The organism is Mycobacterium sp. (assembly GCF_035570115.1).
GTDB lineage: Bacteria > Actinomycetota > Actinomycetes > Mycobacteriales > Mycobacteriaceae > Mycobacterium.
In genome coordinates, this window is record NZ_DATMLH010000077.1 from 1 (window position 1) to 21,255 (window position 21,255).

At 65.1% G+C, this 21,255-nt stretch carries 19 protein-coding genes, 1 tRNA gene and 1 pseudogene; 14 read left to right on the forward strand and 7 right to left on the reverse strand.

Annotation, left to right across the window (positions count from 1 at the left end):
- Positions 1-214: pseudogene (locus VNW74_RS05595) on the forward strand (D-aminoacylase); the annotation flags it as partial.
- A gap of 173 nt (positions 215-387) precedes the next feature.
- Here the strand turns inward: VNW74_RS05595 and VNW74_RS05600 are convergent.
- Complete coding sequence (locus tag VNW74_RS05600) at positions 388-960, reverse strand: TetR/AcrR family transcriptional regulator (RefSeq protein WP_325675609.1); 573 nt, start codon at positions 958-960, stop codon at positions 388-390.
- A 93-nt stretch (positions 961-1,053) separates the two neighbouring features.
- Here VNW74_RS05600 and VNW74_RS05605 point away from each other — a divergent pair, with 93 nt between their 5' ends.
- The gene (locus VNW74_RS05605) at positions 1,054-1,902 is read left to right on the forward strand and encodes an oxidoreductase (protein ID WP_325675610.1); all 849 of its coding nucleotides are present in this window, start codon (positions 1,054-1,056) and stop codon (positions 1,900-1,902) included.
- On the opposite strand, the gene VNW74_RS05610 is transcribed toward VNW74_RS05605, so the two are convergent.
- The gene (locus VNW74_RS05610) at positions 1,881-3,302 is read right to left on the reverse strand and encodes a protein adenylyltransferase SelO (protein ID WP_325675626.1); all 1,422 of its coding nucleotides are present in this window, start codon (positions 3,300-3,302) and stop codon (positions 1,881-1,883) included. The genes VNW74_RS05605 and VNW74_RS05610 overlap by 22 nt on opposite strands.
- A gap of 37 nt (positions 3,303-3,339) precedes the next feature.
- On the opposite strand from VNW74_RS05610, the gene VNW74_RS05615 reads away from it, so the two are divergent.
- On the forward strand, positions 3,340-5,025 hold the full coding sequence (locus VNW74_RS05615; RefSeq protein ID WP_325675611.1) for a glutamate--tRNA ligase: 1,686 nt from the start codon (positions 3,340-3,342) through the stop codon (positions 5,023-5,025).
- A gap of 22 nt (positions 5,026-5,047) precedes the next feature.
- Here the strand turns inward: VNW74_RS05615 and VNW74_RS05620 are convergent, their stop codons facing one another.
- A complete protein-coding gene (locus VNW74_RS05620) occupies positions 5,048-5,614 on the reverse strand; it encodes a hemerythrin domain-containing protein (protein WP_325675612.1) in 567 nt (188 codons plus the stop codon).
- 146 nt (positions 5,615-5,760) lie between these two features.
- Here VNW74_RS05620 and VNW74_RS05625 point away from each other — a divergent pair, with 146 nt between their 5' ends.
- From VNW74_RS05625 to VNW74_RS05645, 5 genes are read left to right on the forward strand one after another with little or no spacing between them, the layout of a single operon-like run.
- Positions 5,761-7,029 carry a sulfotransferase gene (locus tag VNW74_RS05625; protein ID WP_325675613.1) on the forward strand — a complete coding sequence of 423 codons (1,269 nt, stop codon included), beginning with the start codon at positions 5,761-5,763 and terminating at the stop codon, positions 7,027-7,029.
- Between the two features lie 10 nt (positions 7,030-7,039).
- On the forward strand, positions 7,040-8,290 hold the full coding sequence (locus tag VNW74_RS05630; RefSeq protein WP_325675614.1) for an MBL fold metallo-hydrolase: 1,251 nt from the start codon (positions 7,040-7,042) through the stop codon (positions 8,288-8,290).
- The gene (locus VNW74_RS05635) at positions 8,287-9,036 is read left to right on the forward strand and encodes an SDR family oxidoreductase (RefSeq protein ID WP_325675615.1); all 750 of its coding nucleotides are present in this window, start codon (positions 8,287-8,289) and stop codon (positions 9,034-9,036) included. Before VNW74_RS05630 ends, VNW74_RS05635 begins: the two co-directional genes overlap by 4 nt.
- A 16-nt stretch (positions 9,037-9,052) precedes the next feature.
- Complete coding sequence (locus tag VNW74_RS05640) at positions 9,053-9,526, forward strand: VOC family protein (protein ID WP_325675616.1); 474 nt, start codon at positions 9,053-9,055, stop codon at positions 9,524-9,526.
- Between the two features lie 20 nt (positions 9,527-9,546).
- Positions 9,547-10,527: an LLM class flavin-dependent oxidoreductase gene (locus VNW74_RS05645; protein WP_325675617.1), complete on the forward strand. Its 981-nt coding sequence runs from the start codon at positions 9,547-9,549 to the stop codon at positions 10,525-10,527.
- A 2-nt stretch (positions 10,528-10,529) separates the two neighbouring features.
- Here the strand turns inward: VNW74_RS05645 and crcB (VNW74_RS05650) are convergent, their stop codons facing one another.
- Together crcB (VNW74_RS05650) and crcB (VNW74_RS05655) are read right to left on the reverse strand one after the other, a co-directional pair.
- Complete coding sequence (crcB, locus tag VNW74_RS05650) at positions 10,530-10,889, reverse strand: fluoride efflux transporter CrcB (protein ID WP_325675618.1); 360 nt, start codon at positions 10,887-10,889, stop codon at positions 10,530-10,532.
- On the reverse strand, positions 10,886-11,278 hold the full coding sequence (crcB, locus tag VNW74_RS05655; RefSeq protein ID WP_325675619.1) for a fluoride efflux transporter CrcB: 393 nt from the start codon (positions 11,276-11,278) through the stop codon (positions 10,886-10,888). The genes crcB (VNW74_RS05650) and crcB (VNW74_RS05655) overlap by 4 nt, the downstream gene beginning before the upstream one ends.
- Before the next feature lie 101 nt (positions 11,279-11,379).
- On the opposite strand from crcB (VNW74_RS05655), the gene pgm reads away from it, so the two are divergent.
- The 4 genes from pgm (at position 11,380) to VNW74_RS05675 (ending at position 15,748) form a co-directional block, all read left to right on the forward strand.
- Positions 11,380-13,011: a phosphoglucomutase (alpha-D-glucose-1,6-bisphosphate-dependent) gene (gene pgm, locus VNW74_RS05660; RefSeq protein ID WP_325675620.1), complete on the forward strand. Its 1,632-nt coding sequence runs from the start codon at positions 11,380-11,382 to the stop codon at positions 13,009-13,011.
- A gap of 47 nt (positions 13,012-13,058) precedes the next feature.
- Positions 13,059-14,276 carry an MFS transporter gene (locus VNW74_RS05665; protein ID WP_325675627.1) on the forward strand — a complete coding sequence of 406 codons (1,218 nt, stop codon included), beginning with the start codon at positions 13,059-13,061 and terminating at the stop codon, positions 14,274-14,276.
- A 71-nt stretch (positions 14,277-14,347) separates the two neighbouring features.
- On the forward strand, positions 14,348-15,598 hold the full coding sequence (locus VNW74_RS05670) for an FAD-binding oxidoreductase (protein ID WP_325675621.1): 1,251 nt from the start codon (positions 14,348-14,350) through the stop codon (positions 15,596-15,598).
- 77 nt (positions 15,599-15,675) lie between these two features.
- Positions 15,676-15,748 (forward strand) — tRNA-Ala (locus tag VNW74_RS05675).
- Positions 15,749-15,932: 184 nt separating this feature from the next.
- Here VNW74_RS05675 and VNW74_RS05680 read toward each other — a convergent pair.
- Positions 15,933-17,426, reverse strand: coding sequence for an MmgE/PrpD family protein (locus VNW74_RS05680; protein ID WP_325675622.1), 1,494 nt, complete (start codon positions 17,424-17,426; stop codon positions 15,933-15,935).
- 93 nt (positions 17,427-17,519) lie between these two features.
- The gene (locus VNW74_RS05685) at positions 17,520-18,401 is read right to left on the reverse strand and encodes an isocitrate lyase/PEP mutase family protein (RefSeq protein ID WP_325675623.1); all 882 of its coding nucleotides are present in this window, start codon (positions 18,399-18,401) and stop codon (positions 17,520-17,522) included.
- Between the two features lie 86 nt (positions 18,402-18,487).
- On the opposite strand from VNW74_RS05685, the gene VNW74_RS05690 reads away from it, so the two are divergent.
- Both VNW74_RS05690 and VNW74_RS05695 read left to right on the forward strand, forming a co-directional pair.
- Entirely contained in the window at positions 18,488-19,411 is a 924-nt protein-coding gene (locus tag VNW74_RS05690; protein WP_325675624.1) for a LysR family transcriptional regulator, read from the forward strand.
- Between the two features lie 427 nt (positions 19,412-19,838).
- Entirely contained in the window at positions 19,839-21,230 is a 1,392-nt protein-coding gene (locus tag VNW74_RS05695) for a Rieske 2Fe-2S domain-containing protein (RefSeq protein WP_325675625.1), read from the forward strand.
- Positions 21,231-21,255: the final 25 nt, after the last annotated feature.

The window sequence follows — 21,255 nt, forward strand, 5'->3', positions numbered from 1 at the left end:
CGAAGTCGGAAAGCGGGCCGACGTCAACCTGATTGACATGAATGCGCTCACCCTGCATGCGCCCCGGATGGCCTATGACCTGCCGGCAGGTGGCAACCGGCTCGTACAGGGCGCCTCCGGCTACAGCGCGACGATCGTCAACGGCGTCGTGACCCGCCGCGACGGCGTCGACACCGGCGCTCGCCCCGGCCGGTTGGTGCGCGGCGCGCGCTAAGCGTTGCCGACCACACCAGTCACAGGAGTCTCCGCGGGTTTGGGGTGTTCGTTGTGGCCGCCTTTGAGCGACAAATCCGTTGCGCGCTTTAAGGTGTCGCTCGAAGGCGGGCAAATTGTGCGCGCCGGCTCCGCCCAGAAATTGGTGGGGCAGATGTGACAGGCGTGCCAGGATCAGCGGGCGAGCGCTTGATCGATCAGCTTCTCTGCTGCCGCGCGAGCATGCACCCAGGGCGACAAGTCGTCCAGCGACGTAGCCAGTGCGGCCGCACCTTCATAGAGCACGCCGAGCTCGTTGCCCAATAGTCGCGGGTCGGCGGCGCCCGCTTGGTTGGCGAGCTCGGTCAGTCCGTCGATGAAGCTGCGCTTGCTGGTGCGAACAATCTCTTGAACTCCCGGCATCGATCCTGCTGCCTCGACGGCCGCATTGTGGAACGGGCAGCCCCGTGGCGGTCCGCCGCGGGCGGGCGCCTGGAAAACGGCCAGTAAGCGCTCGCGCGGCGTTTGGTCGCCGACGTCCCCCAAGGGGTTGACGCGGTCTTCGATGCTGCGCAGATATTCCTCCACCACCGCTGTCTTGCTCGGAAAGTGTTGGTAGAGAGTTCGTTTGGAGACCGAAGATTCGGCCGCGAGCCGCTCAACGCCGGTGGCGTTGATGCCCTCCCGGTAGAACAACTCCGCCGCAGCGTTCAGGATGCGCTGGCGCGCGCCACGGCCTCCCTTGGTCGCCACTTGCTGCTTGCTCATACCCGGAGTATACCGACCGGTTTACATCGCCCGTCAAGTGGTGTAGCGTAGCGGCCGGATAGAAGTACACCAATCGGTTTACTAGGAGTGGAAATGTCAAAACGATCGCCCGTGGTGTTGGTGACCGGGGCTTCTTCGGGAATAGGTCACGCGGTCGCGAGCGCCTTCGCCGCAAAGGGCTTCGAAGTCTTCGGTACAAGCCGGAATCCGCGAAACACCGAGCCGATTGCCGGCGTGGAGTTGATCCAGCTCGACGTCACCGACGACGAGTCGGTCACCGCGGCAGTATCTACGGTTGTCCAGCGCGCCGGTCGCATCGACATTCTGGTCAACAACGCGGGATTCGGCGTCCTCGGCGCCGCGGAGGAGAGTTCGACCGCCCAGGCCCAGCAGCTCTTCGACACCAACTTCTTCGGGCTGGTGCGAGTCACCCGTGAGGTGCTGCCGTATCTGCGGGCGCAGCGCAGCGGCCGGATCATCAACATCGGCTCGGTGCTGGGATTTTTGCCGGCGCCCTACGGCGCGCTGTACTCGGCGTCAAAGCATGCAGTCGAAGGCTATTCGGAATCGCTCGACCATGAAACCCGCGAATTCGGTGTCCGGGTCACGGTTGTCGAACCTGGCTACACCAACACCTCGTTTGAGGCGAGCGCCACCGACGCCGATTCGCCGATCGAGAGCTACGCGCCCGTTCGTGAGCACGTCAAGAACATTCTGGCCAAGTCGGTACGCGCGGGGGATGATCCCGCCGTCGTCGCACGAGTCGCGCTCAAGGCAGCCACCGACCGTACGCCGAAGTTACGGTATCCGGCTGGCCCCCTCGCCCGGCAGTTGTCGCTGCTGAAGAAGTTTGCCCCGGCCGGCCTGCTGGACAACGGAGTCCGCAAAGCGAACAAGTTGGGCTCAGCACCGAAATCGCATCAGGTACCGCAGAAGGTTTGATAGGTGCCGAAGTCTTCGGGAGCTGGACTGGCGTAGCGCTCGAACCCCGCTCGTTCCTCGTAGGGGCCGGTGACGGCGACGAGTAGCTGCTGCAGCGGATCCAGGTCGCCCGCCGTCGCGGCGGTCAGCGCTTCCTCGACGAGGTGGTTGCGTGGAATGTAGATCGGGTTCGCGCGGTCCATTGATTCGGCGTCCGGGCCCAGCGCTCGCCAGCGTGACGTCCACTCGTCAAAGCCGGCGGGCCCGGCATCGCCGCGGGCAGTCCGGCTGAGCTCGCGGAAGAACGAGGTGTAATCCACCCGGCTTTCCTTCAGCAGGAGCAGCAGCTCGTCGACCAAGGCGGTGACGACCCCGGCGTCGATGTCCGCAGGCAGGCCAAGTTTGGCTCGCATCCCGGACGTCCAGACCGTGTCGTACTCGTCGCGGAATGCCCCAAACGACTCCTCGGCGAGCGCAATGCCCTCTTCGATGTTCTCGGAGAGCAGCGGAAGAAGCGCCTCGGCGAAGCGAGCGAGGTTCCACCCGGCGATGGCGGGCTGATTGCCATAGGCGTAGCGCCCCCAGTGATCGATCGAGCTGAACACCGTGTCGGGGTCGTAGGCCTCCATGAAGGCGCACGGTCCATAGTCGATGGTTTCGCCGGAGATCGTCATGTTGTCGGTGTTCATCACCCCGTGGATGAAACCGATCAGCATCCAACGGGCCACCAGCGAGGCCTGGACTCGGGCCACCGCCTCGAACAGCGCGAGGTAGGGAGCCCCAGCGTCGGCTGCCTCGGGATGGTGGCGCGCGATCGCGTGGTCGGCGAGGCGTCGTAGCAGGTCCAGGTCGGCGGTGGCCGCAGCGTATTGGAAGCTCCCGACGCGCAGGTGGCTGCTGGCGATGCGGGTGAGCACGGCGCCCGGCAGAACCGTCTCGCGCTGCACCGGCCGTCCCGTGGCGACCACAGCCAAGGAACGCGTCGTCGGCACACCCAGAGCGTGCATGGCCTCGCTGACGATGTACTCGCGCAGCATCGGTCCCACCGCCGCGAGGCCATCACCCCCGCGGGCGAACGGTGTGGCGCCGGAACCTTTGAGGTGGATGTCGCGGATGCGCCCGTCGGCGCCGACGAGCTCGCCCAGCAGCAGGGCGCGCCCATCGCCCAGCCGTGGCACGTAGCCGCCGAACTGGTGACCGGCGTAGGCCTGGGCCACCGGAGCGGCATCGCCGGGAACCAGGTTGCCCACCAGGAAGCGCAGCCCGTCGGGAGTCGGCAGCCAGGCAGCGTCGAAGCCGAGCTCGGTGGCCAGCGGCTCGTTGAGTGCCAGCAGCCGCGGGTCGGGAAACGTCTCGGCCTGCCAGCGGGTCGCCATCTCCGGCAAGTCGCGGAAGAAGCGGTCTTGCAGAGTAACGGTCATGTCCGGAGCGACGCTCACATCACCACCCTACGGAGGCGTGACTAACATCGACCAGGCAAACCGTCCCGATAGGAGCCGTCACCGGATGCTGGAGCCGCATGAGGTCGACAGCCTCTTTCCCGCCGATCTGCCTGAGCCGGGCGAGTGGGAAGAGCGCTATCCACCCCGCGAGCTGCCCGCCGGCGCTGAAGTGACCCGGCTCGGACCGTCACCGACCGGGTTCATCCACCTCGGCGGCATCTTCACGGCGATGATCGACCGCGCCGTGGCGAACCAGACCGGTGGCCGCTACTTCGTGCGTGTCGAGGACACCGATCAATCCCGGGAGGTGCCGGGAGCATACGAACAATTCGCGCGCGCATTCGGCTACTTTCGGATCCCTCCCGACGAAGACGACCAGACCGGCGCATACGGTCCCTACCGCCAGTCGGAGCGCGCCACGATCTACCTGACCTACGCGCGAGAAATGCTGCGATCCGGCAAGGCGTATCTGTGCTTCGCCACGTCCGAAGAGCTTGGCGAAATTCGAGCGCGCCAACAGTTGGCCAAGCTCCCGACCGGCTACTACGGGGACTGGGCCATCTGGCGCGACGCCGACGTCGCCGCCGTTCGGGAGAACTTGGCGAAGGGCATGCCGTATGTGGTGCGCTTCCGCTCGCCCGGCCGCACCGGACAACGGGCCTCGTTCACCGATGCGATCCGCGGCGAGCTGTCGATGGAGGCCAACTACAACGACGCGGTGATTCTCAAATCGTCGGCTGATGTGCGGCTGCCCACCTATCACTTCGCCCATGCCGTCGACGATCACTTGATGCGGGTCAACCTGGTGATTCGCGGCGAGGAGTGGCTTTCGTCGGTGTCGCTGCACCTTCAGCTTTTCGAAGCGCTGCAGTTCGAGCCGCCCACCTATGCGCACATCGCCCTGCTGATGAAGCAAATCCCGGGCGGCAAGCGCAAGCTGTCCAAGCGTAAGGACCCGGAAGCCGACGTCGACTTCTACATCAGGGCCGGTTATCCCGCCGATGCGGTGCTCTACTACCTGCGCGGGCTGGCCAACGGACGCCTTGCGGAAATACCTCTGCCGGAAGCGCTCGCCGCGCCGATCTCGCTGGCCGAGTGCGGAGGCGCCGGCCCCTTGGTAGACCTCGTCAAGCTCGAAGACATCAGCGCCGACTACATCGCGACGTTGAGTGGAGCCGAAATCTACACGGCGGTGACAGCGTGGTCAGCCGAGTTCGACCCCGAACTCCACCGCGTGATCCAGGCTCATCCGGACACGACATTGGCCGCACTCGCCGTCGAACGCGAGGGCGTCACCAACCCGCGCAAAGACCTCCGCAAATGGTCGGATTTTCGTGAGGCCTACGGCTTCTTCTTTGCCGACCTGTTCACGCTCGCGGACGCTACCGATGCTCAGCTGGGCGGGCTCCCGACCGACCTGGTCCGGTCGTTCGCGGGCGCCTTCGTCGCCGATTACCGGGATATCGATGACGCTGCTCAGTGGTTCCAGCAAGTGCGAGACCTCGCCCAGAAGTTCGGCTTCGCAAGCAGCGCAAAGGAATACAAGCAGAGCCCGGACACCTATCCGGGTTCGATTCGGGAAGCCTCGCAGCTGATCAGGGTGGCCTTGACCGGGTCGACCAAGAGCCCCGACCTATTCCAAGTTGCGCGCGCCCTTGGTCGCGACGAGGTCATTCGGCGCATCAGCTCCCTGACCTCCTAGGCGCTGCGCCCGCCCACGATGTCTAGCCGATGCCGTGTTCGATCAGGTCACGAACGCGGTCGACCATCGACGCGAACGGACCGACGGCAAAATTCAACATCGCCGATTCCACGCCGGCATGCGGACGGGTTGGCGCGATGGCCTCAGCCGCCCGTACCGCTGCCGTCAGCCGCTTGAGTTCGTCGGCGTTGAGTTCCTCTTGCAACTTAGGGAATTCGTAGCTCTCCTCATGCAGGGCGTGGTCCAGCACCGCATCCCGCAGTTTTGTCAGCTCATCGATGAACTGCTGTGAGGTGATATCGATCTTCTCGATCCTCGACAACAGCTCCTTTGCCTCATGCTCTTCTTCGAGCCGAGCATCGACGATCGAGTCGATGGCATCCACTTCGCGGCGCACTCGAGGATGTACCACCATCTCCTCGGCGGTCTCGTGCACAGCCAGCAATTGGCGCAAGTGCACAAACGGTTTCTCCCGGGCATGCGGGTCCGTCGCGTGCAGCACTTCGTCGAACAGGTCCTCGATGAGGTTGTGCTGTGCTTTCAGGAACGCGATCACTTCGTCGGGCGATTGGATGATCATCTCGGACATGCGACATACCTCCAGCGTTCGGGAGTTGACGAATCCGGGCACCCTGCCTGGCCCGTTCCAGAACGGCGTACCCGGACAGGATGCGGCTAAACCCCGCGCGACCGGGCGCTAGTCTGCATTCGGCACTTAGTCGAGGAGGCGGCCCTGTGAGTTCTGCGGACCGCGACACAGCTGACATCGACTTCGACGATCTGAAGTCGCCCCAGCTGACCGATGTCCAGCGTCAGATTCTGGAGTTCACCGAGGCCAGAAAAGTCGAGTTCGACATCGACCAGATGCTTGCCGAGGCGGCCGAACAGGCCAGCGTCGACGACCTCGACGACACCGACGGCTTCGGCGACCGCCTGGCCGCCCACGTCGCAGCGATCGAAGCCGACCAAGGTCTGACCCAGCTCACCCGTTCTTCGCTGCGGCAACGAGTGGTTCGCCTGCTGCGCAACCGGCTCTCGCTGACCGACCTCATCAAGCGGTATCCCGACATCGAGTCGATCCGGATAGAGAAGCCGTTCATCGTCGTCGGAATGCCACGATCCGGCACCACGCATCTGGTCAATCTCATCGCCGCCGATCCGCGCCGCCGCGCGCTGCCGTACTGGGAGAGCCAGGATCCGATCCCGGCGCTCGGGCAAGGCCCGGACACTTTCGGCGTCGACCCCCGCTATGCGCGAGCCAAGTCCGAACACGACGCACTGATGGCGAGCGCCCCCGTCGTGGCCGCCATGCACGACCGGTTCCCGGAGGCGATCGAGGAGGAAGTCGAACTGCTCGACCTGGATCTGGCCGGCTACGTTCTGGAATGGCATGCGCGCGTGCCGGACTGGCGGGACTATTACCTGGCCCTCGACCAAAACCGGCACTACGCTTACATGAAGAAAGTCCTGCAGGCGTTGACATTCCTGCGTGGACCGCAGACGTGGGTCCTCAAAAGCCCGCAGCACTGCGAGCAGCTCGGCCCGCTGATGGCCACCTTCCCCGACGCGACAGTGGCCTTCACGCACCGCGATCCCGTCGCGGTGATCCAATCGGCGATCACGATGATGGCGTACTCCGACCGATTGCGTCGCACCAGCATCGAACCGGACTGGCTGCTGGACTACTGGACCGACCGGGTGCACCGGCTGCTGAGCGCGTGTGTGCGCGACCGCGACCTGGTGCCGGCCGAACGCAGCATCGACATCAGCTTCCACCACCTGAACGGCAACGAAATACCCTTGCTGGACGAGCTTTACCGTCGCGGCGGCGTCGAATTGACCCCGAAGGTGCGCTCAGGCTTCCAGCGTTACCTCGGTGGTAATCCGCGCGGCAAGCACGGCCGTATCCGCTACGACCTGCAACGCCATTTCGGCGTCTCGCCCGACGAACTCCGCGCCCGGTTCGACTTTTATTTCGACAGGTTCGACGTACGCGCCGAATGAAGGAGAAACAGTGACGTTTGAACCGGTCTACCGCAGCCGGCCGGGCGCCGACGGCCTGCGCCCGGCCGCCGCTGAAAAGGCCGAGCAGATCTCCCCGGGGCTGTGGTGCTCGCCGGGTCTGTCGAATTCCTACCTGCTGACGACCGATGACGGCCGGGTGATCATCAACACCGGCATGGGGTTCGAGGGGCCGGTGCACCGCGCCAACTTCGACGCGGTGGACTCCTCGCCGGTGCGCTACATCGTCTTCACCCAGGGGCACGTCGACCATGTCGGCGGCTTGGACAGCGTGCGGGACCCGGATACAACGGTTGTCGCACAAGCGAACTGGACCTCATGGCGAGATGATAACGAACGCCTCATCCCATACCGGGCCAGCCGCAGCGCGTTCGCCTTCAAAGACACGTTGGCGACCGGCATCCGGGCCATTCAACGCCGGCTCGGCACCAAGCGTCTGCCGGCCCAGAGTGTTCCCAGTGTTGATCTCGACTTCGAAGACGCCCTCGCGCTGGAGGTCGGCGGGCGGCGCATGGAATTGATCTCCGTGCCCGGTGGGGAGACCAACGACTCGCTCGTGGTGTGGCTCCCGGACGAGCAGATTTGCCTGTGCGGGAATACTTTCGGTCCGATCTTCGGGCATATCCCCAACCTGGTTACGATGCGAGGTGACCGGTACCGGGATGCGTTGACCGCCATCGCCTCTGTCGAACGTGTTCGTGATCTGCAAGCCGAACTCCTGGTGACCGGCCACTTCGCGCCGATCTCGGGCGCCGAGCGCATCGACGCCGAGCTAACCCGGCTGCGCAAAGCCATCCAGTACATTCACGACCAGACGGTCGCCGGGATGAACGCCGGCAAAGACGTCCGGACCCTGATGCGGGAGATCACCTTGCCCGCGGAATACGAAGTGGGTCAAGGCTATGGAAAGGTCGCCTGGGATGTGCGGGCCATCTGGGAGAACTACTCGGGCTGGTTTCACCATCGGTCGACGACCGAGCTCTATCCGGTTGGTTTCGACGCCGTCAGCGCCGACGTGGTCGAATTGGCCGGCGCCGACGCACTCGTGGAACAGGCCCGAACGCACCTTGGTGCCGGCCGCCCACTGCATGCCATCCACCTTGCCGAGCTGGTTTCCACGGCGCAGGCGGACCATCCGGGGGCTCGCGAGGTACTCAGAGAAGCCCACGAAAAGCTCTTGGCCGATACGACCAACTTCTGGGAAAGAGCCTGGCTCACCGCACAAATAGCGAGAAACTCATGACAGCGCGAGTGAGCTTCGACTTCACCGGCACCGAGGCGCTGATTACCGGCGCCACCAGCGGTATCGGGCATGCGACCGCCGTGTTGTTTCGGGACGCCGGGGCACAGGTCACCATCACCGGGACCAAACCGGCCGCGGCGGACTACGACCTCGATCTGTCCGGCATGACCTATCGCCAGTTACAGATCACCGACCACGACTCGGTGGATGCTTTGGCTCGGCACTTCACCCGGCTGGATGTGCTGGTCAACAACGCCGGAGCGAATTTCCCGGGCGGCCTTGACGAGTCGAAGCCGGACGGGTTCGAGGCGTCGGTCGCGCTGAACCTGACCGGTCCCTACCGCCTGACCGTCGCGCTCTACCGAGCGCTGAAGGCATCGACGGCCAGCGGAGGCGCCAGCGTCGTCAACCTGGCGTCGATGTCTGCGTTGCGAGCCGTTCCGCTGGTACCCGGCTACGGCGCCGCGAAAGCCGGGGTCATCGACGTCACAAGAAATCTCGCCGTCAAATGGGCCGGCAAGGGAATCCGGGTGAACGCGGTCGCGCCGGGCACCATCGACACGCCGATGACCGCACCCATGCATATCGCCGAAGAGCTGGTCGAGTCCGAGCTGGCTCACATTCCGTTGGGGCGCTTTGGATCCGTCGGGGAGATAGCACCCACGGTGGCTTTTCTGTGCACCGAACAAAGCAGGTACACCAGCGGCGCGGTGTTCGTCGTCGACGGCGCATCGGACTGCATCTGAAACGAGAAGGAAGAACATGGCATTCGCATTACGGCCGGAGGATTACTACCACACCGGCATCGTGGTAGCCGATCTCGAGGCCGCCATGGCCCGACTGAGCGCGTTGGCCGGCTACCGGTGGATCACCCCGTTGACATACACGCTGCCGTTCCGCACCGCGAACGGAAGCCGCGAACTCACCTCGACGTTCGTCTACTCGCTGCAGAGTCCCCACCTGGAACTGATCCAGCAGGTGCCCGACAGTCCGTGGATTGCGGCGCCGGGCAACTCCGTCCATCACCTCGGATACTTCACCGACGATCTCGCCGAGACCGCACGGATGCTGGAGGCCGACGGCTTCACCTTCGAAGCCACCGCTGATATTTCGCCGCCGGATCTGGCGCTGTTCGCCTACTACATCGACGCGTTCGGCACCCGTATCGAGATCGTCGACCGCGCGTTGTTCCCCGACTTTCCCGCGTTCCTGCAGTCGGCGGCGGCGCCGGCTTAGAGCCTGACCGGAGGTCGGACATGCTGCTGACGGTGCTGCGTTTCAACTTCGCCTCGCCGCACGGAGATCCACGCACGCAAAGCGAATTAGTCCGTGCCGCACTCGAACTGGCGCAGTGGGGGGAGTCCCGGGGAATCACCACTGTGAGCGTCGACGAGCACCACGCGACCGGGCACGGATGGAGCTGCAACCCGATCATGGCGGCGGGGATGTTCCTGGCGCGAACCTCGACGCTGATCGCCAGCGTGGACTGCGCGCTCGGACCGTTGTGGAATCCGGTTCGGCTCGCCGAAGACATCGCACTCGTCGACAACATGAGCCGCGGTCGACTGCACACCACCGTTGGTCTGGGCTACCGCACCGTCGAATACGACGCCCTCGCAGTAGATTTCGGCCAGCGCGGCACGCTGATGGACAGCCTGATCGAGCGAATGCTGGCCGTGTGGTCAGGCGCCGATTCAGCGCCCGGGGTCTGCACCGGAAGCTGGACGCGTCCACATCCGCCGCTCTACGTCGGGGGAGGCGCGCGTGTCACGGCACGGCGCGCCGCGCGTTTTCGCCTTCCCCTCAGCCTGGCCGACCATCTGCCCGACGTCGCCGCCTACTATCGCGAGCTGTGCGCTGATGTCGGGATTGCGCCCCTGGTCATCATGCCCGGGCCAATCAACCGCGGCATGATCTACCTGCATGAAGACCCCGAACGAGCGTGGGCAGAGCTCGGCGAGCACATTCTGTGGGAGGCAGTCACTTACGGCGGCTGGTCGCAAGACCAACGCTCGCTCATGCACCTGCCCGGAGTTCAGACGCTGGACGAGGTCAGGGCGTCGGGACGATACCGCTTCCTGACTCCCGACCAGCTGATCGCCGAAGTCCGCCGTGAAACCAATGCCATCGACTACGGACCGATCGTGCTGCACCCGCTGGTCGGCGGCATGCCGATCGACGAAGCGTGGAAGTCGGTGCAGCTGCTTGTCGACAAGGTCGTGCCCGCGCTCACCTGACTTCAGAGTCGCCCCGCGATCCACTGCCCGAGCAGCGCGGCGGCGATGCCCAACACGATGCTGACGACAAGATTGGCGACCGCGCCACGGACCTGACGCTCCTCGCCGAGCCGCTGGGTTTCCAACATCCAGGTGGAGAACGTGGTGTAGGAACCGATGAAGGCCGTGTCGGCGACCAATGCGGCGTGCCGGCTCAACGCCAGGCCGCCGAGCAGGCCGAGCAGCGCGGCGCCGCTGATGTTCACCGCCAGCGTCCCGAACGGAAACGAACGCGCCGCCCGTCGGGCCACCGTGCCGTCAACGAGAAACCGCAGCACCGCACCGAATCCGCCGGCGAGCAGCACGCCAACCCAGACGATCATCGCACCGGTACTCGACGCACCACAGCGGTGGCCACATACACCGCCAGCAAGCCCAGCAGGATGCTGGCGGCGGTGTACCCGGCCGCCAGGCCGTAGTCACGGTGTTCGATCATTTTCAGGGTTTCGACCTGCATGGTCGAGAAGGTGGTGAGCCCACCGCACAGCCCGGTCCCGAGCAGGGGCCGACGATAGCTCGACAACGGCAACCGCTCCAGCAACCGCGTCGTGAAGTAGCCCACCAGGAAGGCGCCGACGATGTTCACAATGAACGTCGGCCACGGCCAGCGCGTCGGGTCGGCGACCACCAGGCTGGCGAGGCCGGTGCGCGCCAACGTGCCCAGCGCGCCGCCTACGAAGACGGCGGCCAACTCGCGGTAGTCGTATGCCACTGAGTCGATTCCCTTCGTTTGCCGGTGCGCTACGCAGCGTATGGCGGAACTCCAACTGACGCAGCCCCAGGGGGCGGCGCGCACAGGCAGAATTGGTAGCCATGGTGGACAACCCGCGTGCCGGTCAATTGGCTCAACCCGAAGACCTCGTCGATCTGCCCCATCTGGTCACGTCGTATTACTCAATCGAACCCGATCCCGACGACGTCGCTCAGCAGGTGGTGTTTGGCACGTCGGGTCACCGTGGCTCGGCACTCAACGGAGCATTCAACGAAGCCCATATTTTGGCGATCACTCAGGCCATCGTCGAATACCGTGCCGCGCACGGCACCACCGGGCCGTTGTTCATCGGCCGCGACACGCATGGTCTCTCGGAGCCGGCCTGGGTGTCGGCGCTGGAGGTGCTGGCCGCCAACGACATCGTCGCCATGATCGACTCGGCCGACCGCTACACGCCGACCCCGGCGGTCAGCCACGCGATCCTCACCTACAACCGCGGCCGCACAGATGCGCTGGCCGACGGGATCGTGGTGACGCCGTCGCACAACCCGCCATATGACGGCGGGTTCAAGTACAACCCGCCCAACGGCGGCCCCGCCGAAACCGATGCGACGAACGCAATCGCCAAGCGGGCCAACGAGATTCTGCGGAATAGTGAGACGGTGAAGCGGGTGCCGCTGGCCCGCGCGCTGCAGACCGCCCAGCGCCACGACTACATGGACGCCTACGTCGACGACCTGCCGAACGTGGTCGATATCGACGTCATCCGCAAGGCCGAGGTACGGATCGGCGCCGACCCGCTCGGCGGGGCCAGCGTGGACTACTGGGCAGCCATCGCCGAGCGGCACAACCTGGAGCTGACCGTGGTCAATCCGCTGGTCGACGCGACGTGGCGATTCATGACGCTCGACCACGACGGCAAGATCCGGATGGACTGCAGCTCCCCGGATGCGATGGCGTCACTGATCGCCAACCGCGACCGCTACCAGATCGCCACCGGCAACGACGCCGACTCCGACCGGCACGGCATCGTGACCCCGGACGCCGGGTTGATGAACCCGAACCACTATCTGGCCACCGCCATCGACTACCTCTACACCCACCGGCCGTCCTGGCCGGACGGCATCGCCGTCGGCAAGACCGCGGTCAGTTCATCGATCATCGACCGGGTGGTCGCCGGCATCGGCCGCAAACTCGTCGAGGTGCCGGTCGGTTTCAAATGGTTCGTCGACGGTCTGATCGGCGGAACCATCGGTTTCGGCGGTGAAGAGTCGGCGGGGGCGTCGTTCCTGCGGCGCGACGGATCGGTGTGGACCACCGACAAGGACGGCATCATCCTGGCGTTGCTGGCAGCCGAGATTCTGGCCGTCACCGGCGCCACGCCGTCCCAGCGCTATGCGGAGCTGACGGAGAAATACGGCGCCCCGACCTATGCGCGCATCGACGCGCCCGCCGACCGCGAGCAGAAAGCCCGGCTGGCACAGCTGTCAGCGGACCAGGTCAGCGCCACCGAGCTGGCGGGAGAGCAGATCACCGCAAAGATGACCACCGCGCCCGGCAACGATGCGCCGCTGGGCGGACTGAAGGTGACCACGGCCAATGCCTGGTTCGCCGCACGGCCGTCGGGCACCGAGGACGTCTACAAGATCTACGCCGAATCGTTCCGCGGCGCGGAGCATTTAGCCGAGGTTCAGCAAGCGGCCCAGGAGGTTGTGGATAAAGTCATCGGGTGACCCTCGTCGCTCGCCGCGCTCGCTTCAGCGCTTGGCGTCGCAAATCGATGGGTCTGCCGCGTGAAGCCTGGGTGCTGATCGCGGCGAACGCGGTGGCCGCGCTTGGCTACGGTGTGGTTTCGCCGGTATTGCCGGCCTTCGCCCGAACGTTCGGGGTGAGCCTCGGCGCGGTGACCTTCTCGATCACGATTTTTTCGGTGATGCGGCTCTTCTCCGCTCCACCCACTGGACTGCTGGTGCAGCGGCTGGGGGAGCGGTGGGTCTACGTGGCCGGGCTGCTGATCGTGTCGGTGTCCACCGCCACATGCGCGTTCGCCCAAACTTATTGGCAGTTATTGGTATACCGCGCGATCGGCGGCATCGGCTCGACGATGTTCTTCATTTCCGCGTTGGGTCTGATGATCCGGATCAGCCCGGCCGACGCGCGCGGGCGGGTCGCGGGCCTGTTCGTGACCTCGTTTCTCATCGGCTCGGTCGCCGGTCCGCTGGTGGGCAGTCTGACCGCAGGTTTAGGGCTCAAAGCACCCTTTCTCATCTACGGAGTGGCGGTGCTGCTCACAGCGGTCGTGGTGTCCTATAGCTTGCGCCGATCGACGCTGGGTGCGCCCGCCGAGCACGCCGAGCAGGCGGTGACGTTCCGTGCCGCGCTTCGGCACCGCGCGTACCGTGCGGCGCTTGCGTCGAACTTCGCGACAGGCTGGGCGGTGTTCGGATTGCGCATGGCGGTGGTGCCGCTCTTCGTGTCGGACGTGTTGGGTCGCGGGCCCCGGATGACGGGTTTGGTGCTGGGGATGTTTGCGCTCGGCAACCTGGTCGTGGTGTGGCCCAGCGGCTATCTGTCCGACCGGATCGGCCGGCGCGGCCTGGTGATCGGCGGGCTCCTCGCCTCCGGGGTGGCGACCATCTGGTTGGGCGCGTCGTCGTCGATCCCCGTCTTCCTCGTTGCGGCGTGCGTGGCGGGCGCGGCCTCGGGCGTTTTTACCTCACCGCAGCAGGCCGCGATCGCCGACATCCTGGGCAGCACGGCACGCACGGGCACCGCGGTGTCGACGTTTCAGATGATGGTTGATCTGGGCGCCATCGTCGGATCGTTGTCGGTGGCTCAGATTGCTGAGCACCTGAGCTACGGATGGGGATTTATGCTCAGCGGGATCGTGCTGCTGGCCGCTGGGGTGGGTTGGATGTTCGCACCGGAAACGCGGGTGGTGGGTCACACGCCGCCGCCCGGTGAATGGGAGGCCGGGACCGCCTCGGAACTGGCCTGAGCAGCGTCGACGGCAATGAGCGCGCCTCCGCGCAACCATAGACATCGACGGCGTCGCTCGGGAGGTTCTTGATGGCTGACATCCACCGGATTCGACCGCGATCAGCGATCGTCGTGGGTGCCGGCATCGTGGGGTTGTCGACGGCGTGGTTTCTGCAAGAGCACGGTGTCTCCGTGACGGTGGTCGACCGCACCGGCGTCGCGGCGGGCGCCTCCTGGGGTAACGCCGGATGGATCGCTCCGGCGCTGAGTGTGCCGCTCAACGACCCGCGAACGCTGCGATACGCGCTGCGGTCATTGCCGAATCGCGCTGCGCCGGTGCGGATTCCACTGAGCGCCGATCCGACCCTGTGGAGATTCTTGCTGCGGTTCGCCGCGAACAGCCGGGAGTCGTCATGGACGCGCGCGGTGCGGGCGAACCTGACGCTCAACCACGAGTGCATGGCGGCTTACGACGAGCTGGTCTCCAACGGGGTGGACGCCCCCATCACCGACGCGCCGATCACCGCGTTGTTCCGCAGTTCTGCAGACGCCGAACATCTGCTCGAGCAGCTGCAGCGTTTGCGGGATGCCGGACAGCTCAGCTCCACCACGGAACTCACCGATGCGGAGTTGCGCGAGCAGGTGCCGCTGGCCTCGAGCGGAGTCGCCGTCGGCATCCGGATCAACGGTCAGCGGTTCGTCGATCCCGGACAGTTCGTGCAGGCGCTGGGTCGCTCGGTCGTCGAACGTGGCGGAGCACTGGACACCGTGGATGTCGCCGACGTGCGGACCTCGGGACACGGCGTCGCTGTGCAACCCCGGAGTGGTCCTGCGCTCACCGCCGACGTGGCGGTGATCGCGACCGGCGCGTGGTTGCCGAAACTGGTAAGCCGCTGGGTTCGGGTTCCGGTGCAGGCCGGGCGTGGCTACTCCTTCACGGTGCCGGTGGAGCGTCCGGTGTTCGGGCCGATTTATCTGCCGGGTGTGCGGGTGGCGTGCACGCCGTTGAATGGGAAGCTGCGGGTCACCAGCATGATGGAGTTGCGTCGCCCCGAAGCGCCGGCCTCTGCCGGCGTCGTCGACGCCATTGTCGATTCGGCGGGCCAGTTCTTCGACGGGGTTCGCTGGACCGAGCGCGACGAGACCTGGGTTGGCCCGCGTCCGTTGAGTCCGGACGGGCGTCCGCTGGTGGGCCCGGTGCTGGAGAACCGTATCTTCGTCGCGGGTGGCCACGGCATGTGGGGCATGAAGCAGGGACCGGCGACCGGGCGGCTGTTGGCCGAGCAGATCACCACCGGCAAGCAGCCGCCAGGCCTGCGCGACTTCGACCCGCTGCGCTGACGCGATCGCGCAGGCCGCGTGACCAGCGACTTTGAAGGCTGGCAGGCCGTGGTGTAGCTTCGATGGGCACAACATCTGGGGCTATGGCGCAGCTGGTAGCGCACCACACTGGCAGTGTGGGGGTCAGGGGTTCGAGTCCCCTTAGCTCCACTCTTTTGACTAGGCAGTTTGGCGAATTCTTGGCTCAATTAGGGCCATTCACGGTCGAGCTGACGACGGTTTTGACGACAGTTGTCGTTCGAACGTCGTGCAATGGTGCCTTACGACCTTGCCGACCGACTCGGCTTGTGAGAACTTTCTTTACTGATAATTGAAACTCGCGGCACTCAGGGTATTAAGCGAGCGCCGCGTTCACCGGCGGGTTGAGCATGCCTGTCAGGATCGCGATGTCGTCGAGCGTCTCGAGGCCGAGCACCGCGTTCTCGATGGCGTGTCGGCGGTCGGTCTCGATCACTAACTGGGTCAGGTTGCGGTACTTGTCCACGATTTGGGCGTTGGTGAGTTGGTGGTCCCCGGTGCCGCGTGGCTGGGTGACCACCTGCTCACGAGTTGTGCCGTCATGGAAGGTGATCACGACTCGTGTCGTGAGACGCTGACTTTCCGGCAAGGCATCGTAGGACTTCTCGTGATGCGTGTGTGTTCGGTCGATGAGCCTCCACACATCGTCGCTATTGATGCGTCGTTGGCTGAATTGGTCGATGAGCACCGACCCGTCGAGGAGTGCGACGGCGACAGCGTAGGCGGCGTTCATTTGCGCGCCGATTGTCGTCAGTGGCCGTGTGGCTTGCCATCCGCCATGGCTGTAGGGCGCTTCAGACATGACGATATCGATACGCGCGATCTCATCGATGGCAGCCTCGCCCGTAGCACGCAGCTTGAGCGCGGCGTCGATAGCGGCATGCAGTAGACCCATTGCGGCATAGGGCTTCACGGCGATGCGCTGGGTCTCCCATACCGAGCCGAGACCCTTGTAGATGGCGGTGGCGTCGGTGGGGTGGACCTGGCCGAAGGTGGCGAGGTATCCGCCATATCGGCGCTCGAAGACGCGCTTGATCCCGGTGTAGCCACCGGCGGCCAACGCGGCGGCGGTTAGCCCGTTGCGCGCGGCGAAGCCGTGTTGCATGCGCTTGACCATCGATTCGAACTGTGCCGACATCAGACCGCAGGACTGGGTGGCGGCCATTCCCAGCGCATCTTCGAAGCCCGCAGCATTCAGTCCATAGATCGCTCCGGCCGCGGCCGCGGCCGACAGCGTGCCGAAGACCACTCCCGAATGCCAGCCGCGGGAAAGCATCTCCAGGCCGCCGAGCGCTTGCCCGACCCGCGGCCCCGTCTCATAGCCCAGGATCGCGCCCAGTAGAAAGCGCGCCCCGGAAACGGATTTGACCTGATGGGCGGCGCTGAGCATCGCTGGCAGCACGAGGGAATTGCTATGTAGGGGCGCGATCGGGTGGTAGTCGTCGAGCTCGAAGCCTTGGATGAAACTGGAGTTGAGCATTGCCGCCGACGTAGGACTAGTGGTAATTGGCGCCCACCCGATCAAGGCCACATCGCCGGCGCCGTCGAGGGCAGTGACGGCTTTTACCCCCACTCGGGACACGGGCAGTTGCGCGCCGACCAGGGCGCAGGCTACCCCGTCGAGGATGAGGTGCTTGGCGCGTTCGCGTACCGGCGCCGGAACGTCGTCGAGCGTCGTGTTGGCAAGCCAGGTCGAAAGGCGGCCTGTCGGGCCAGCCGGATCAGTGGGCTGGCCGGCACCTTCAGGCGCGACATCAGCAGCATGTGACGCTGACCTGCCGTCTCGGATTGACGTGATTGGTCTCGTCATTGATCTCCTCCTTGCTTCCTTGGTTGGACCTCTGCGGCCGGACAGGCTGGCTGAGCCGTGTTCGACGCAACGCGAGTGGGTTCGCGGAGTTGGTTAGATCTGATCTTGCGCCAGTAGACCGGCGTACTTCTGTTCGAATTCCCACACCTTCGGGAAGCCGATCATGTCCACGAAGTCACCGAAGGAGCACATCGGCTCTGAGACCGGCTTGCCTTGTGCCAGGGCCTGATACACGCTGGCCAGGGCGTGACTTGCAGCGAACAGCCCGGCAAGGGGATATAGCGCGGCGGCGAAGCCCATCTGCTGCAGCTCCGAGGGCGGCAGGATCGGAGTGACGCCACCGTGCACCTGGTTGGACAAGACGGGCACGTCGAACGCGGCGCCGATCTTGCGCATCTGCTCTTTAGATTCCGGCGCTTCAATAAACAGGATGTCTGCGCCGGCGTTCGCGTAGGCCTCCCCGCGTCGCAATGCCTCGTCGAGGCCCAGCGACGTCAGCGCGTCGGTGCGCGCCAGGATCAGGAAGTCCGCCGACGAGCGCGCGTCTGAGGCGACTTTGATCTTGTTGACCATTTCCTGGGTAGGGACCACGTGGCGGTTGGGTGTGTGGCCGCACTTCTTGGGAAAGTGTTGGTCTTCGATCTGGATCACCGCGACGCCGGCTTTCTCATAGCCGCGCACGGTGTGGGCGACGTTGAGCAGCCCGCCGTAGCCGGTGTCGCCGTCGGCGATCAGCGGCTTGTGGATGGCATCGACGATCGCTTCGGCGCGGTTGAGCATGTCGGTGTAGGTGGCCAGGCCCGCGTCGGGTTGGCCCAGGTAGGAGGCCACCACCCCATAGCCGGTCATGTAGAGCGCCTGTGCATCGGTGCGATCGGCGATCTTGGCCGAGACCAGATCGAAAACGCCCGGGGCGGTGATGAACTGCTTGTTCTGCAGCATCGCCTTGATCGAGTTGTTCGTGTCGGCGGTCACGGTGGTTTCCTTATCTTGTCCTGTGTTCGATCCGTTAATGTCACGATCCCGCACCCGGCATTGATCAGTCCAATAAACTTTCTGATGTGTTTGATCCAGATATTGAATGGTTGCGGCTGATCAGTCCGGAGCTCGCCATCGCGGTGGCTGTCTTGGAGGAGCAGCACGTGCGGCGCGCGGCAGAACGGCTCGGGGTGCCGCAGCCCACCGTCAGCGCGGTCATGCATCGCCTCGCCGACGCGATCGGCGCCCCGTTAGTCCAGCCGCGCGGGCGTGGAATCATCGCGACCGAGGCTGGCCGGGCGTTCCTGCCCGCGGCACAACAGGCGTTGATCAACCTGCGCGCCGCCGGACAAGACCTCCAGGAGGTCATCGATCCCGATCGGGGCCGCGTCGCGCTCGGCTTCGCCCACAGCCGCGGCCTTCGCGACGTACCCCGGCTGCTCGACGCGTTTCTGGCCGCATTCCCCGATATCTCGTTCACCCTCAAGCAGGGCGCGGAGCTTGTGCTCCTTGACCAGCTGCGGGCTGGCGCCTTGGATGTCGTGGTCGTCGCGTCGATGCCACGGGCCGACGATCGCCTGGAATCGTTGGTCCTGGCCGAGGAGCGGCTGTGCCTTACTGTGGCCTCCGACCACCGCCTCGCCGGCCGCGCATCAGTTGAGTTGCGTCAAGCCGCCGACGAGACTTTCGTCGGGCTGACCCGCGAGCACGGTCTACGTCAGTTGTTTGACTCGTTGTGCGAACGAGCGGGGTTCGCCCCAGAGCTTGCGTTTGAGGGCGAAGAGCACGAAACACTGCGCGGACTTGTGCGGGCCGGCCTGGGCGTCGCCGTGCTACCGCGCGCGCCACATCACGACCCAGCACTCGTCGAAATTGCCTTACGCGACCCCGCGGCGCATCGCCATGTCCGGGCGGTATGGCACAAGGACCGCCGCCTGACCCCAGCCGCGCGACGCTTCAGCACGTTCCTGACCACCTCGGGAGCTAAGGTGCTGGGCGGTGGCTGAATCCTCGTCGACGATGTCTGCGCGGCCCCAAACGGCCTAATTAACTAAGCCGTGTGCGTTACGAAGCTTGGGAACGGATTTGGGAACAAAACACCGCGAAACCGGCCAGAATCAGTGGGATGTGCCGCAACCGGCCGGACGCATGAATAGCTTTGACCTGCGCATTTGAGATTCTGCGAACAGTAGGACACTCCTGGTGTGTAGCTCACAGCCCAGCGGTCGCAGCGAGTCGACCGCATGACCGAGGGCAGAGGGTTTCTAGGCCTCGTGTTAGCTGGCATCGGCGCCGGCGATTGTCACGAGGTTGTGCCTCGTCAGGAGCATGTCGCCGCGACCATATCGTGTGAGAACTTTCCATACATGAGAATCAAGATTGCAGTATCGCTCTACTGAGTCGGCACCACGAAAACTCATCCATGCTGCTCAGATGGCTAATGAACTCAGCCAACGCGAGCGACCGTTACCGGTGAGCGAGGCGCAGCTGGCGGCGGTGTTGCCGCCGGTGCGCATGTTGGCGCGGGCCCGCACGGTGCTGGGCTATCAGCTCGGCGCGGCGGCACGCCGGGCGGTGGGGCTGCTGCCAGGTCTGCGTGAGCGGTTGGATGTGCCGCGGCTGCAGCCGCTGCGCAGCAGCAGCCTGGCGATGTACCGGTTTTGGAAGCTGCCCTACGGGGTGGCCGAAAAGCCGCACTCGCTGGCCGATGTGCCGTGGGAGTATGTGCGGGCCAATTGGGACAAGATCCCGTTTTTGGGGTTGCGGGAGTATTGGTACCCGGCGCTGCAGACCCGCCAGCTGAAAAACAACTGCGTCGTGCCGGTGACACTGGCCGGGGACAATCTGGTGTTTTTCCGTGACGGCGATGGGGTGGCGCGGGCGTTGGAAAACCGCTGCCCGCATCGGTCGGCGTTGTTGTCGCTGGGACAGGTGGGGGTGTTTCGCCCGGGCACGCTGACCTGCCGCTATCACGGGATGACGTTTGACGGGGCTGGCACCTGTGTGGCGTATTTGGCCGAGCCCGACAGTCCGGCGTGCGGCAGGATCCGTGCGCGCGCTTATCCGGTGCAGGAGATAGGTGGCATCGTCTGGGTCTACATGGGCGACAACACGCCGGACCCGGTCGAGCAGGCCGTCCCGCACGCCGCCGCCGTGCTCAGCCAAAAAAACCTAGTGGTCTTCCGAGCGGTACTCCCTTACAACTACCTCAATCAGAGTGACGCCGCCGCCGATCTGGCGCACTTCGGCGTGCTGCACCGCAACTGCCTGCCTTTAGCCGACTCGAAGGGGTGGGGCGACATCGACGGCAAAACCCTTCCCGGCGGGGGGTTACAGGCCTACTTCACCGAACCCAATCGGCATCCCGGCCCGCTGCACGTCGACAAACTCACCTACTACTTGCCGGGGCTCATCTACGTTGGTCCCGGTGAAGGATACGATTCCTTCACCGAACACTATTACTTCTGGGCTGTGCCCCGCGACATCGGCAGTTTCGAAGCCTGGATAGTGTTTTCCGGGCCCAGCGGCCGCGTCAGCGGCGGCATGGTGCGCACCTTGATCCGCGCCTTCATTTCGACGCCGTTGAGCCGCAACATACCGGGGGCTGACTGTGTCTACGGCGGGGACGGCCCTATGCAGATGGGCCAGGGGCGGGTGGTGCGCTGGGACACTGACCAGCTGACCCGCATCGACCGCGCGGTCAGCAAAACCCGACTGCTGCTGCAGCAGGCGCATGCCCGCGAACTAGCCGACCGCGCGCAACGCGGCCAACCCTCACGCCCGGCGCCGCCCCAGGAGTCTGCTGCGCCGATGGTGGAGCCGTAGAGCGCTCCCTCGCTGACGACGGGGC